Source organism: Gaetbulibacter aquiaggeris (genome assembly GCF_044003965.1).
Lineage (GTDB): Bacteria > Bacteroidota > Bacteroidia > Flavobacteriales > Flavobacteriaceae > Yeosuana > Yeosuana aquiaggeris.
Map to the genome: position 1 here is coordinate 489,918 of NZ_JBAWKC010000002.1, position 15,314 is coordinate 505,231.

General features: G+C 33.3%; 11 protein-coding genes. 10 read left to right on the forward strand and 1 reads right to left on the reverse strand.

The window, feature by feature from the left end:
• Positions 1-3: 3 nt before the first annotated feature.
• The 6 genes from V8G56_RS08485 to V8G56_RS08510 all read left to right on the forward strand — a co-directional run bounded on the left by V8G56_RS08485 (position 4) and on the right by V8G56_RS08510 (position 7,111).
• Positions 4-1,170, forward strand: a complete 1,167-nt coding sequence (locus V8G56_RS08485; RefSeq protein ID WP_395438016.1) for a formimidoylglutamase — start codon at positions 4-6, stop codon at positions 1,168-1,170.
• A 161-nt stretch (positions 1,171-1,331) separates the two neighbouring features.
• The gene (gene porK / locus V8G56_RS08490; protein ID WP_449528517.1) at positions 1,332-2,699 is read left to right on the forward strand and encodes a type IX secretion system lipoprotein PorK/GldK; all 1,368 of its coding nucleotides are present in this window, start codon (positions 1,332-1,334) and stop codon (positions 2,697-2,699) included.
• Between the two features lie 90 nt (positions 2,700-2,789).
• A complete protein-coding gene (porL, locus tag V8G56_RS08495; protein WP_395438018.1) occupies positions 2,790-3,431 on the forward strand; it encodes a type IX secretion system motor protein PorL/GldL in 642 nt (213 codons plus the stop codon).
• 51 nt (positions 3,432-3,482) lie between these two features.
• The gene (gene porM / locus V8G56_RS08500) at positions 3,483-5,042 is read left to right on the forward strand and encodes a type IX secretion system motor protein PorM/GldM (RefSeq protein WP_395438019.1); all 1,560 of its coding nucleotides are present in this window, start codon (positions 3,483-3,485) and stop codon (positions 5,040-5,042) included.
• A 40-nt stretch (positions 5,043-5,082) separates the two neighbouring features.
• The gene (gene porN / locus V8G56_RS08505) at positions 5,083-5,973 is read left to right on the forward strand and encodes a type IX secretion system ring subunit PorN/GldN (RefSeq protein ID WP_395438020.1); all 891 of its coding nucleotides are present in this window, start codon (positions 5,083-5,085) and stop codon (positions 5,971-5,973) included.
• 97 nt (positions 5,974-6,070) lie between these two features.
• On the forward strand, positions 6,071-7,111 hold the full coding sequence (locus V8G56_RS08510; RefSeq protein WP_395438021.1) for an NAD(P)/FAD-dependent oxidoreductase: 1,041 nt from the start codon (positions 6,071-6,073) through the stop codon (positions 7,109-7,111).
• A gap of 20 nt (positions 7,112-7,131) precedes the next feature.
• Here the strand turns inward: V8G56_RS08510 and V8G56_RS08515 are convergent, their stop codons facing one another.
• Positions 7,132-7,509 (reverse strand): DUF983 domain-containing protein, encoded by a 378-nt coding sequence (locus tag V8G56_RS08515; RefSeq protein WP_395438022.1) that lies wholly within the window; start codon positions 7,507-7,509, stop codon positions 7,132-7,134.
• An 85-nt stretch (positions 7,510-7,594) separates the two neighbouring features.
• On the opposite strand from V8G56_RS08515, the gene V8G56_RS08520 reads away from it, so the two are divergent.
• The 4 genes from V8G56_RS08520 to V8G56_RS08535 all read left to right on the forward strand — a co-directional run bounded on the left by V8G56_RS08520 (position 7,595) and on the right by V8G56_RS08535 (position 15,210).
• Entirely contained in the window at positions 7,595-9,505 is a 1,911-nt protein-coding gene (locus V8G56_RS08520; RefSeq protein ID WP_395438023.1) for an ABC-F family ATP-binding cassette domain-containing protein, read from the forward strand.
• Positions 9,506-9,581: 76 nt separating this feature from the next.
• Positions 9,582-10,703, forward strand: a complete 1,122-nt coding sequence (locus V8G56_RS08525) for an efflux RND transporter periplasmic adaptor subunit (RefSeq protein WP_395438024.1) — start codon at positions 9,582-9,584, stop codon at positions 10,701-10,703.
• 3 nt (positions 10,704-10,706) lie between these two features.
• The gene (locus V8G56_RS08530; RefSeq protein ID WP_395438025.1) at positions 10,707-13,904 is read left to right on the forward strand and encodes an efflux RND transporter permease subunit; all 3,198 of its coding nucleotides are present in this window, start codon (positions 10,707-10,709) and stop codon (positions 13,902-13,904) included.
• Entirely contained in the window at positions 13,894-15,210 is a 1,317-nt protein-coding gene (locus V8G56_RS08535; protein ID WP_395438026.1) for a TolC family protein, read from the forward strand. Before V8G56_RS08530 ends, V8G56_RS08535 begins: the two co-directional genes overlap by 11 nt.
• Positions 15,211-15,314 lie beyond the last annotated feature (104 nt).

The following is a 15,314-nucleotide window of genomic DNA, read 5'->3' on the forward strand; positions in this document are numbered from 1 at the left end:
TTTATGAATTTCAATTTTCTTTCGCCTGTTTCTGATTTAGTGTTGGCGCACAATGAATTGCTTTCTCAACAAGCATTAGGTAGAAAATTAAGAATTCACTCCAAACAAAACGGCGTTCCTGATTTAGAAGGGGTAAGTATTGTTCTTTTAGGAGTTTTAGAAAACAGAAATGATCATAATTATATAGGAGAAGAATTTCAATTAAATGAAGTAAGGAAGGCTTTTTATGCTCTTTTTCCTGGAAGTTGGAATACTACAATAGCAGATTTAGGAGATATTAATAAAGGAGAAACGGTTGAAGATACTTACTTTGCTTTAAAAACAACCATTGGGGTTTTAATTGAAAAGAAAATCATTCCAATTATTATAGGAGGAACACAAGATTTAACGTATGCGAACTACAGAGCCTATGATGCCCTCATACCTATGGTTAATATGGTCAATATTGATTGTAAGTTTGATCTTGGAGATTCTACAAGGCCCATTAAAAATAATAGTTTTGTCGGAAAAATTATTCTAGATCAACCCTATAATTTATTTAATTATGCTACCATTGGTTATCAAACCTATTTCAATTCTCAGGAAGAAATAGATTTAATGGATAAATTATACTTTGAATCCTACAGATTGGGTCAAATTTCAAAAAACATCACTTTAGTTGAACCTGTTTTGCGTGATGCTAATATTGTCAGCCTCGATTTAAATTCAGTTAAAAGTTCTGAAGTTAGTTTGAATCAAAAGTATTCGCCTAACGGATTTGATGGTAAGGAAATTTGTGCAATCTCTCGATATGCAGGTATAAGTAATAAAGTATCGTCATTTGGGATTTATGAATACAAGGCTTCTAAAGATGATGAAATAACAAGTATGTTAGTTGCTCAGATTGCATGGTATTTTATTGAAGGTGTTAATTATAGAATTAAAGATGATAATTTTAATGATGAAAATAATCATCAGAAATATATTACTTTGGTTGATGATCAAGAGTTAATCTTTTACAAGAGTAACAAAACAGGAAGGTGGTGGATTGAAATACCTTTTTTGACCGAAGTCCATAATAAATTAAAGAGACATACGTTATTACCTTGCATACATCAGGATTATTTAGATGCCTGTAACAATAAGGTACCTGACAGATGGTACAAGGCATTTCAAAAAAACAGCATTTAGCTGTAAATACTGACTAAAAGTTGGATTTCATCGGTAAAATGTATTTTTTTTACGATGAAATGTAATTTTTTTTCGAAAATAGTTGTTTTTTTAAAAATATATAAATATGTTTACGCTCTCAAAATATAACTATAATATTTAACCTCGAGTTTTCTATGGATATGAAGAAGTTTGTTTTATTAACGGTATTACTAACACTGCTAGCAAGTTGTGGCTCTAAAGATAAGGGCGAATTAGTAGGTGTTCAAGGTAAAAAGTGGCATCCAGAAAAGCCTTACGGAATGCAACTTGTTCCAGGAGGCGCATTTATAATGGGTAAAGCAGATGACGATTTAGCAGGTGTGCATGATGCACCGGCGAAGACTGTTACTGTTAGAGCCTTTTATATGGATGAAACCGAAATCACTAATAGTGAGTATCGCCAATTTGTAAATTGGGTAAGAGATTCAATTGTTAGAACGAAGCTAGCTATTTTAGCTGATGAAATCGGAAAAGTTCCGGATGATGGCGGTATTGGTGAATTTGCATTTAAAGATGCAGACACAGCTAATATGTCGGTATATGAAAAGTATATGTTTGAAAACTATACTGGATTAGGACCAACAGGTTATGAAGGAAGAAAATTAAATAAAGATGTAGATTTAATTTTTGATACTAATGATTATCCTGATGAGTGGTATGCTGAGGTCATGGACACGATGTATCTTCCAATAGAAGAGTCATATAATGGTCAAAGAACCTGGGATGTAAAGAAATTTCAATTTCAATACACTTATATGGATATTCAAAAAGCTGCAAAAAACAGAAATTTAAAACGTAAAGACGTTTTAATAAAGGAGCAGATTCAAGTATATCCAGATACAACAACTTGGATTAGAGATTTTGCTTATTCATATAATGAACCAATGCACAACGATTATTTTTGGCATGATGCTTACAGTGATTATCCTGTAGTTGGAGTGACATGGGATCAGGCAAAAGCTTTTTGTCAATGGAGAACCTTGTATAAAAATGCCTATCAAAAATCGAGAAAAGGGGCAGCCTTTGTAAATTCTTTCAGATTGCCTTCTGAAGCTGAATGGGAATATGCTGCCAGAGGTGGTTTGCAAGCAGCAACTTATCCTTGGGGTGATTTTTACACCAAGAGTGACAGAGGTTGTTTTATGGCCAACTTTAAACCAGTAAGAGGAGATTATGCGGCAGATCAAGCTTTATATACAGTTGAAGCCAAGTCTTATGAACCAAATGATTATAACCTGTATAATATGGCAGGTAACGTATCAGAATGGGTAAATGCAGCTTATGATCCTTCATCTTATGATTATGTTTCCACAATAAATCCAAGTGTTAATGACAACGATAATCATCGTAAAGTTGTGCGCGGTGGATCTTGGAAAGATGTTGCATATTTTTTACAAGTTAGTTCAAGAGACTATGAGTATGCAGATTCTGCAAGATGTTATATAGGATTTAGAACCGTTCAAGATTACATGGGGACTCAAGTAACTAAAAACGGAAAAAAGAAATAAATAACAATTTTAATCAACAATTTTAAACAACAATTTATTACTATTAATTAACCTACTTAAGTATTTTACTTAAATTAAAAACCGAAAATTATGGCACAGTCAAGAGCAAGTAAGAAGTTTATGAATTTAGCTTACGGATTAGGAGCATCAATCGTTATCGTTGGAGCCCTATTTAAAATTATTCATTTCGAAATTGGACCTTTAACAGGGAACGTGATGTTAACTATAGGTCTGGTAACAGAAGCAATTATTTTTGCATTATCAGCATTTGAACCAGTTGATAGTGAGTTGGATTGGTCTCTAGTATATCCAGAATTAGCTGGAGGAGAATCTACAACCAGTAAAAAAGAAGCAAAAGACGCCCAAGGTCTACTATCAAAAAAATTAGATGAGTTATTAAAAGACGCTAAAATAGATGGCGAATTAATGGCAAGTTTAGGAGACAGCATTAAAAACTTTGAAGGTGCTGCTAAAAACATGGTCCCAGCTGTGAATTCTATTGAAGCAACAAGAAAATATGGCGAAGAGTTATCTTTGGCTGCGGCTCAGATGGAATCTTTAAACAGTTTGTATAAAGTACAGTTAGAAAGCATCAATCGTCAAGCTTCTATTAATGAAGAGTCAATTGAAAATGCTGGTAAACTGAAAGAACAAATGCAATCATTAGCATCTAATTTATCATCATTAAATGGTGTTTATGGCGGAATGCTTTCTGCAATGAATAAAAACTAATAATGGTTTTTTACCCAAATTTTAATAATTAACCAAAAAACCAAATTAGAAATGGCAGGAGGAAATTTATCACCCAGACAGAAAATGATTAACTTGATGTATTTGATATTTATAGCTATGCTAGCATTAAATATGTCAAAAGAAGTGCTTTCAGCATTTGGATTAATGAACGAAAAGCTAACCGAGTCAAATGAAGCTGCAGCAGAACGAAATGCAACTTTTATGGCCGGATTAGAGCAAAAGGCTAGTGAACAACCAGCTAAATATGAGCCGTTAAAGGCGCAGGCAAGTCAGATTAAAGAATTGGCAGCTAACTTTAACGCTTATTTGGAAGATTTGAAGTCTAAAATGACGGCAAAAATTGATGATCCAACAGAATATGAAATAATGGACAAAGGGGATTACCTTGATGAACATTTTTTTAAAGGAGACATCATTAAGCCAGATGGACAAGAATTTTTATCTCAAATTGCAACTTTCAGAGATGGTGTTTCAAAAGTTTTAGAAAACCAAGAAGGGATGGATGCAGTAATTAAAGATGTTCAAACAAAATTTGCTACAGACGACGTAAAGCGTGGAGCAGGTAAAGTTAAATGGTTAGATCATAATTTCAAAGGTTTTCCTTTAGTGGCATCTTTAACTAAAATGACTCAACTTCAGTCGGATATCAAAACTACTGAATCTGAAGTAATGGCCACTATGTTAAAAGGAACGCTTACTAGTGAGGTATCGATGTCTAATTATACTACTTTGTTAGAAACTTCAAAATCGGCTTATTTTAATGGTGAGCAGTTTGATGGGCAAATTGTATTAGGAAGAACAGATAATTCAACAAAACCAAACAGAGTAGAATTGACTTTAGATGGAAGAAAACTTTCTGAAAAAGAATATACTATTGAAGGTGGTAAAGTGAAACTTAAAGTAAGTGCTGGTGCAGCCGGAGAACATAAAATTGGTGGACAATTGATCTTCTTGGAAAATGGAGAAGAAAAGCCAGTGGCAGTTAACCAATCTTTTGCTACGGTTCCAAAACCTAATGCAGCTACTATTTCAGCCGATAAAATGAATGTGGTTTATCGTGGTGTTAAAAACCCAATGACTATTTCATTCGCCGGAGTTTCTGATAATAATGTAAATGCAAGCGGACAAGGATTAAGTAGATCTTCTGGTAGTAAATATGTTATGGATGCGACTCTTGTTAAAGGAAGAGAAGTTACTATTAATGTAAATGGTAAATTACCTGATGGTCAAACAGTAAGTGATAAGGCTGTCTTTAGAATTAAAGATTTACCTAAGCCAACAGGAACTGTAAGAGGCGAAGATGGATCCTTAAACATGCAACGTAATAGTCTTGAAATATCAACAATCGGAGCTAAATTTGATGATTTTGATTTCGAGTTACCTTTACGTGTCACAGGATTTAAATTTAAAGTTCCAGGTCAACCTACTATTGATGTTAATGGTAATAAGCTGGATGCTAGAGCAAAACAGGCGCTTAGTAAGGCTAAACGTGGTGATGGCGTTCAAATATTCGACATTGAAGCTAAGGCTGATGGTGTTAGTGTTATACTTAAAAAAGTATCACCAGTATTTATTGAGCTTACAAACTAGAATTTAATTAGTAGTTCTAATAAATTAAAATTTATAACAGATGAAATTGAAAAGTTTTTTATTAACCGTTACAGCTGTCTTTGCAGTATCAGGCGCATTTGCTCAGGCAAATATTCTTAATGCGAAAAGCCCACAGGAAATAGGTGTTAGGACAGATGAACAAAAGGCTATTGACAATGATAAACCATTAGAATATGGATACGTTGATGATAGAGATATTCTTTTTGCAAAAATGACCTGGGAAAAAGTTGTTCTTGATGAGCGCTCTAACTTTCCGTTATATTATCCTATCGATACGAATAATATAGGTAGTAACAGACGGTCATTATATGATGTACTTATTAAGAACATTAAAAATGGTAATATAGAAAACATTTACGATGATTCTTATTTTACTGGAAAGCGTACTTTAAAGGATATTGAATCTGCTTTAGTTAGAATTGATACAACCGAGTTAGGTATAGAACAAATCAATGCCGGCGAAGAATTATCTGCTGAATATATCAACAGAAGAGATATTACGGCAGCTGATATTAAAGAGTATCGAATTAAAGGTTTATGGTATTTTGATAAACGTCAGGCTGAAATGAAATACAGATTGCTTGGAATAGCCCCTGTAGCACCAGACGTCAATACTATTGATCAAGATACTCCAGATTTAGTGCCTTTATTTTGGGTATTCTTCCCAGATGCTAGAAATGTATTACATGAAGCTAAAGCGTTTAACAATGAAAATAGTTCAATACCATTTTCGTTTGATCATATATTAAATGCAAGACGTTTCCACGGTTACATTTATAAAGAAGAAAACGTGCAAGGAGATAGAGCCATTACAGAATATGTAGCTCAAAATTCTTTAATGCAGTTGTTAGAATCTGATAGAATTAAAGATAAAATCAGAGATTTTGAACTTGATATGTGGACTTATTAACCACATAAAGTATTAAATATTTAAAACCGCTCAGTTATATAATTGAGCGGTTTTTTTGTGAATGCAAAATAATAATCTACGTATCTTCGCATTCACAATGCAAGTAGATTTTATAGTCATAGGTAGCGGTATAGCGGGCATAAGTTTTTGTGAACAACTCAGAGCTTATCATAAAACATTTATTGTTTTTGACGATCATTCGCAACAATCCTCAACCGTAGCAGGCGGTTTATATAATCCTGTGGTTTTAAAGCGCTTCACGCCTGTTTGGAGGAGTAAAGAACAATTAGAAATTGCTTTACAAATGTATCAAACCTTTGAACGGGAATTTGATGTAAAAGTAGATTATAAAGTTCCAGTACTTCGCAAATTTTCTTCATTAGAAGAACAAAACGATTGGTTTTCAGCCTCTGATAAACCAGATCTTTCAGAATATCTTTCTGTTAATTTAATTAAAAATACCAATAAAAATATCAATGCATCATTTGGTTTTGGTGAAGTATTTAATACTGGTAGAATTGATGTTAAAGTATTAATGGATACTTATAAGAAGTTCCTGTTAAAAGAGTCTCGTTTTTTTGAAGCTAAATTTAAATATGATGAATTAGCCGTAACCAATGGCGATTTGAAATATGGGGAAATTGAGGCTAAAAACATTGTTTTTACAGAAGGTTTTGGAATTCATCAAAACCCGTTTTTTAAGGGCTTACCCTTATTAGGAACCAAAGGTGAATTATTAACCATTCATGCTCCGGATTTAAAAATAGATTTTGTTCTAAAGGGTCCTGTGTTTTTAATTCCTATAGGTCATGATAATTATATTGTAGGGGCTACCTATCATTGGGAAGAGAGAACTCATGAAATTACTTTAAAAGCAAAAGATGAGCTTTTAACGAAATTAAATACCATGATTACTTGTTCTTTTAAAGTCATAGATCAGGTGGCTGGTATTAGACCTACTGTCAAAGACAGGCGGCCATTAGTTGGAAAACATCCTGTACATCAAAATATGTTTGTATTAAACGGGTTGGGAACCAGAGGTGTTATGATTGGACCTTATGTGGCGAAGCAACTATTTAATCATATTGAATTTGGAATACCTTTGGAGGCCGAAATTGATATTAAACGATTTCAATAAGGTGTCATTGAAATTATTTTTTAATGGCTGTTTTTATCGTAATGAATAAATAAGTTAATCCAAATATTTCTTGAAAGCCGCATTATTACGGGCATAAAGACCACTAAAGTAATAACAATAGCAATAAATGTGTTTTTTAAATTGGCCTGAAAAATAAGATTAGTTATGACGTAAGCGGCAACGGCAAACGCTATTCCTACCGCGTAACTAACATACATAGCCCCATAAAAAAAGGAAGGTTCCAAACGATATTTGGTTTTGCACTTAGAACACTGCTCATTTATTTTTAAGGTATTTGCCAAATTATAGGCGTTCTTAAAAGTATACATGGATTCTTCATGGCATTTTGGGCATTTTCCTGTTATTATGCTATATAAAGAGGTTCCTTTTTTTAACATATAAAATAATGTATTTTTGCATCCGCATTTACAAGGTAAAAATAAGTTTAAAATATGAAGCCTTTGTAATATAAGTTACATTTCTATGATGAACATTCACAATTTATCAATTTCATTTCAAGGAGATTACCTTTTTGAAGATATTACCTTTAAGTTAGATAATGGCGACAGGGTAGGTTTGATTGGTAAAAATGGTGCCGGAAAATCAACCATGCTTAAGATATTATCACGAGAGATGGAACCAGATTCAGGTCAAATAGCTACAGATAAAGAACTTAAAATTGGTTTTTTAAAACAGGATATAGATTTTGATCATGGCAAAACCGTGCTTGAAGAAGCCTATGAAGCTTTTACTGAAATAAAGGAAATTGAAGCCAAAGTAGATGATATCAATCATCAACTGGCAGAGCGGACGGATTATGAAAGTGAAGCTTATCATCAATTGATGGTGGATGTTAATGAATATCATCATCAGTATGAAATTATGGGAGGTTATAATTATCAGGGTGAAACAGAGAAAATACTTCAGGGTTTGGGATTTCAAAGAAAGGATTTTGAAAAGTTGACCGAAACTTTTTCTGGAGGATGGCGTATGCGAATTGAATTAGCCAAGCTTCTTCTACAAAGTAATGATATTTTGTTACTGGATGAGCCAACTAACCATTTGGATATTGAATCTATTATATGGCTAGAAGGGTTTTTAAGAAATTATCCTGGAGCAGTGGTTATTGTATCGCATGATAAAATGTTTTTAGATAACGTGACCAACAGAACTATTGAAATTTCATTGGGTAGAATTTATGATTATCCAAAGCCGTACTCAAAATATTTAGTGCTGCGTGAAGAACTCAAAGTTCAGCAATTAGCGTCTCAAAAAAATCAGCAAAAGCAAATTGAACAAACTGAAAAGCTCATTGAAAAGTTTCGCGCTAAAGCTTCAAAGGCAACCATGGCACAATCACTAATAAAGAAACTTGACAGAATTGACAGAATTGAGGTTGATGAAGATGATAACAGTGTTATGACTCTTAAATTTCCTGTATCTGTAACGCCTGGAAAAGTGGTAATTGAGGCTCATAACATTTCAAAAAGTTACGGTAGTAATCAGGTATTAAAACATATTGATATCGTTATTGAACGCGATAGTAAAACAGCTTTTGTTGGTCAAAATGGTCAGGGAAAATCTACACTTGCCAAAATTATGGTAGGTGATATAAAATTTGATGGTCATTTAAAACTGGGGCATAATGTTCAAATAGGTTATTTTGCTCAAAACCAAGCAGAGTATTTAGACGGAAACAAAACGGTATTAGATACTATGATTGATGCCGCTAATGAAACCAATAGAAGTAAGGTTAGAGATATTTTGGGCTCATTCTTATTTAGAGGTGATGAGGTAGACAAATATGTACGTGTGCTGTCTGGAGGCGAGCGCAACCGTTTAGCACTGGCTAAATTATTGCTTCAGCCTTTTAATGTGCTTATTATGGATGAGCCTACCAACCATTTGGATATCAAATCAAAAAAAGTCTTAAAAGAAGCCTTAATTAAATTTGAAGGCACCTTAATTTTAGTGTCACATGACAGAGATTTTCTTCAGGGTCTAACCAATAAGGTCTATGAATTTAAAGATCATAAATTAAAAGAATATTTAGGAGATATTAATTTTTACTTAGAACAACGCAATGTGCTTAATTTGAGAGAGGTTGAAAAAAGGAATGTTGTTAAGGAGGTTCCTAAAGAGAAAAAACAACAGTCTTATGAAGATCAAAAGAAATTAAAGTCTTTAAATAACAAGTTAAGTAATGTGGAAGCCCAGATAAGTCAGCTTGAAAAGGAAATTAAAGAGATTGATTTTTCACTTGAAATTAACTATGAAGAAGTTACCGCAAAACCGCATTTTTTTGATAATTACCAAAAAAAGAAAAATTCTCTGAAAGAGTTAATGCAAAAATGGGAGAATATTCAATTAGAACTTGAGTCTTTTACGGAATAATGTTTTAAGTTTTTTTTAACTTACTGAAGATACTTAATGGGTTAAATTTGCGCGCGATACTATCAAATCATATTTAATGAGAAAAATTATACTTTCAGTTATTGGAGTTTTAGTAATTATAGGCTCTATTCTTTTGGCTAAATCACTTATTGCAAGTAAAAATAAACCAAAACCCGTTCTTGAGAAAGTTGTTAAAACAGTGTTCATTGATACGGTAAAAAATGGTCAAATTCAAATTGAAATTCCAGGGAATGGAAGTTTAGTGGCCAAACGTCGTGTTGAGATTTATTCTGAAGTACAGGGTATTTTCAAAACAAGCAATGTGCTTTTCAAACCTGGTCAAAAGTATAATGCCGGGCAATCATTAATTAATCTTGATGCTTCTGAATATTATGCCACCGTGCAATCTGCAAAAAGTAATTTATATAATGCTATTGCGGCTATCATGCCAGATTTAAGATTGGATTTTCCTGAAATATATCAAAAATGGCAAAATTATCTAAACGCCTTTGATTTGAGTAAATCAGCGCCTCAATTACCTGAGATGTCTTCTGAAAAGGAAAATTATTTTATCACAGGCCGCGGTATTGTTTCTAGTTATTATAATTTAAAAAACTTAGAACAGCGCTTAGCTAAATACACAATAAGGGCACCTTTTACAGGTATATTAACTGAAGCATTAGTGACAGAAGGTACCTTCATAAGAAATGGTCAGAAATTAGGTGAATTTATAGACCCGTCTGAGTATGAAATGGAGGTGGCAATTAGTAAGTCATTTGCCAGTTTGTTAAAAGTTGGAGAGGAAGTTCAACTAACTAATATGGATAAAACAAATACTTATATTGGAAAAATTTCAAGGGTTAATGGTAGTATTGATCAGGCAACACAAACAATAACAACTTATATTGACGTCAAGGATCCTAATTTAAAAGAGGGGCTGTATTTAGAAGCGAATATAAAAGGAGAAACCGTGGAAGATGCCATTGAAATCGATAGAAATTTATTGCTTGAAGACAATCAAATATTTATATTAACTAATGGGATGCTAAATGCCATCTCTGTAACTCCGGTATATTTTTCAGACACTAAAGTGGTGTTAAAGGAGGTGCCAAACGGCACTATAATTCTTAAACGTCCCGTTCCTGGTGCTTATGTTGGTATGTTAGTAAAACCTTTTGATGCTAGTGCTAACCAATAGAAGATGAGAAAACTAATCACCTATTTTATTAGATATCATGTTGCGGTCAACATTTTTATCATTGCATTTTTCTCTTTTGGTATTATTGGATTGTTATCATTAAAATCATCATTTTTTCCTTTAACGGATTCTAAAATAATTAATATCAATATCACCTATCCCGGGGCCTCTCCTCAGGAAATTGAAGAAGGGATTGTACTACAAATAGAAGATAATCTTAAAGGTTTAAAAGGAGTAGACAGGGTGACTTCTGTCTCCAGAGAAAATAGTGGAACGATTACCGTTGAAATCCAAAAAGGAGAAAATATTGATTTCATGCTTTTGGAGGTTAAAAATGCGGTTGACAGAGTACCATCATTTCCTACGGGGATGGAGCCTTTAATAGTTGCAAAACGTGAAGAAGTAAGAGAAACGATATCATTTGCAGTCAGTGGGAAAGATATTCCTTTAGCAACTTTAAAGCAAATTGGCAGACAGATAGAAAATGACTTGAGGACTATTGATGGCATCTCTCAAGTTGAAACCTCTGGTTACCCCGAAGAAGAAATTGAAATAGCTGTTAATGAGGTTAGTTTATTAGCCTATAATTTAACTTTTAATGAGGTAGCTCAAGCGGTGAGCGCCTCCAATATTCTGGTTACAGGAGGTAACATTAAAACAGATACTGAAGAATACTTGATTAGAGCTAATAATCGTAATTATTATGGTGATGAGCTTTCAAATATTGTTATTAGAGCTACTAATGATGGTAAAACTGTAAGATTGAAAGATGTTGCAGTGATCAGGGATCGTTTTGCCGAAACACCAAATGCTACTTATTTCAATCAGCAACTTTCTGTTAATATTTCAATAACAAGTACTAATAACGAGGACCTTATTTCATCTGCAGATAAGGTAAAACAGTATATTGAAGACTATAATCAGAAGTTTAATAATGTGCATTTAGATGTGGTTAGAGATTTGTCAATAACCTTGAATCAACGTACTAAACTTCTTAGTGAAAATGCCATTATAGGAATGCTCTTAGTGTTGGTTTTCTTATCGCTGTTTTTAAATACGCGTGTGGCTTTTTGGGTGGCTTTTGGATTACCACTGTCTTTTCTGGGGATGTTTATTTTTGCTGGACAATTTGACGTCACCATCAATGTTTTGTCTCTTTTTGGAATGATTATCGTTATTGGTATTCTGGTGGATGATGGGATCGTTATTGGTGAAAATATTTATCAGCATTTTGAGAAAGGAAAAACACCAATACAAGCAGCTATAGATGGCACAATGGAAGTGATACCTCCTGTAGTTTCGGCTATTATTACCACGCTTCTGGCCTTTTCACTGTTTTTATTTTTAGACAGCAGAATTGGAGAATTTTTTAGCGAAGTGTCTATTATTGTTATGTTGACCCTTGCGGTGTCTTTAATAGAAGCTCTTTTGATTCTTCCCGCGCATTTGGCGCATTCAAAAGCTTTACATAAGATTAAAAAGGAAAAGCATCCTTCAAAAATAAAGCAGTTTTTTGCTAAAATGAGGGAAATAAATAAGGTAGGAGATAAAATGATGCTTTTTTTAAGGGACAGGCTCTATAGTCCAACGCTTCATTTTATCCTGAAATTCAAGATTTTGTCTTTAGGAATTTTTGTTGCATTATTAATTTTAACTTTTGGAGCTATTGGTGGAGGTATCATAGGGGTAACCTTATTTCCAAGTGTTGCCAGTGATACGGTTTCAATTGAATTGAATATGCCCAATGGCACTAATGTAAAGGTAACGGATTCCATTATTTCAATGATTGAAGAAAAGTCTTTTATTGTGAATGAAGAATTAACGGCAGAATATTTAAAAGGAACAGATAAAAAACTATTTGAAAATACCATATTGACGTTAAATAGTAGTTCAAGTGCGCGATTACAAATAAATTTATTACCAGGTGAAGAGCGACCAGATGCTATCAGTTCATCTCTGGTGGCCAATAGGCTGAGAGATTTAGTAGGACCGGTTATTGGAGCTGAACGATTAATTTTTGGGTCTGGTGGTAATTTTGGAGGAAACCCAGTTTCTATTTCATTGTTAAGCAATAACATATCCGAGTTAAAAGCAGCTAAATTAGAGTTAAAAACGGCTTTGGAAAGCAATCCTTTGTTAAAGGATATTGCTGATAATGATCCTGCAGGAATTAAAGAGATCAGATTAGAATTAAAAGAAAACGCATATTTACTTGGTTTAGATTTAAGAACGGTCATGAGCCAAGTCAGAGCTGGTTTTTTTGGGGCTCAGGCCCAACGTTTTCAAAGAGGTCAGGATGAAATTAGGGTATGGGTAAGATATGACAGAAAAAACAGAGAATCTATTAATGATCTGGATAATATGCGCATTGTAACCCCTTCAGGGCAACGTATTAATTTAAAGGATATAGCGGTGTATACTATTGAAAGAGGTGATGTGGCCATCAATCATCTGGAAGGACAAAGAGAAATACAAGTAACAGCTGATTTAAAAAACCCGAGTTCAAGTGCTACTGATATTTTGGATGGAATCAGATCTGACATAATTCCTGAAATTCAGTCAAAATACCCAACGATCTCAGCCTCTTTTGAAGGCCAAAATAGAGAGGCTTCAAAATTGTCTAAGTCTTTAAAAAGTGCTGGAGGTGTTATATTATTGCTCATCTATATTACCATAGCCTTTACTTTTAGAAGTTATAGTCAACCAATCTTATTATTATTGCTGGTACCATTCAGTTTAACAGCTGTGTCCTGGGGACATTGGTTATTGGGGTTCCCGGTAAACATATTGTCTTTATTAGGTATTATAGCTTTAATAGGCATCATGGTAAATGATGGCTTAGTTTTAATAGGCAAATTTAATTCTAATCTGAAAGAAGGGATGAAGTTTGATGAGGCGCTTTTAGATGCTGGTAAATCGCGTTTTAGGGCCATATTCTTAACTTCATTAACCACTATCGCAGGTTTGGCACCACTGCTGTTAGAAAAAAGTAGACAAGCTCAATTTTTAAAGCCCATGGCCATTTCAATTTCTTTTGGTATTGCATATGCTACTATATTAACATTACTGCTGTTGCCACTATTTTTATCATTTAGTAATAGTTTTAAAAAGAACATAAAATGGCTGGCCACAGGAAATGTGGTAACCAAGGAAGAAGTTGAACGTGCTATAAAAGAACAAATTGAAGGAAATGAAGAATAAAGGTATCCTTTTAGGCATAGTATTAGTTGTTTCGAATGTCATTGCCCAACAACAAATATTAACACCAACTGAAGCTGTTTCATTGGCTTTAGAGAATAATTACGGCATTAAACTGGCTAATAATCAATTAGAAGTAGCAAAAAATAATGCCAGTATTTTAAACTCAGGGTTTTTGCCAACAGTAACAGGAAACGCGGGTGCGTCTTACAGTATAGATAACACGGAAGCCGTATTTTCAAATGGTAATGTCACTATTTTAAATGGTGCTGAAAGTTCGCGTTATAATGCCTCTGTTAATCTAAACTATGTTTTGTTTGATGGACTGGGTAGAAGTTATGATTATAAACAACTTCAAGAGCAGTATCAATTAAGTGAACTTCAGGCCAGAGAAACCATTGAAAACACGGTTTTTCAACTATTTACTATTTATTATAATGTAGCACAAATCACTGAAAACACAGTAGCTTTAAATCAAACTTTAGCTATTTCGAATGATAGATTACGTCGTGCCAAGTATCAATTTAATTATGGTCAAAGTACTAAATTGGCGGTATTGAATGCAGAGGTTGATATTAATAATGATAGCATTAACCTAATTAATTCTGAACAGGAATTGAAAAACTCTAAACGGGATTTAAATGTCGTTTTTGGAAATATATTAGACCATGATTTTGATGTTGATACTGATATTAAATTTGATGTTCTTTATAATAAAGAAGCCCTTTTTGAAAAGGCAAAAACTAGAAATATTGCCCTTATGCAAATTGAAAAAAGTATTATGATAAGCGGATATGATATAAAATCCGGAAAATCAGCATATTTACCTACAGTGGGATTAAATGGAAGTTATGGTTGGAATAAAAATAATAATAATGCCGCAGCATTTTTAGCAGTATCAACCAATACAGGAATATCAGGGGGTTTAAATTTATCTTGGAATTTGTTTGACGGTGGTAATACCATTACTAGAGTTAAAAATGCTCAGATTAATTTGGAAAATCAGCAATTGCAGAAAGAACAAATCCTGGTTAATCTTGAACGTGATTTCAATAATGCATGGGATGATTATCAAAACAAACTCAATATTTATAAAATAAGAGAAGACAATATTGCTACTTCGCAAAATAACTTCGACAGAACAGAAGAAAAATTTAAATTAGGCCAGGTCAATTCAATTGAATTCAGACAAGCTCAGCTTAATTTGCGCAATGCAGAGTTGAGTAGAAATATTGCAAAATATCAGGCTAAGTTAGCAGAGTTGCAAATGCTTCAAATAAGTGGAGAGCTTTTAAATGTTGCTTTTTAATAGGCTAAAAAGCGGATATTTAAAATATGTTTTATTGGCTCTATTTTTACTAAGCAGTTCGTCGAATTGAAAATGTTAAAAAAAAACGTATTTCATCGAATAAA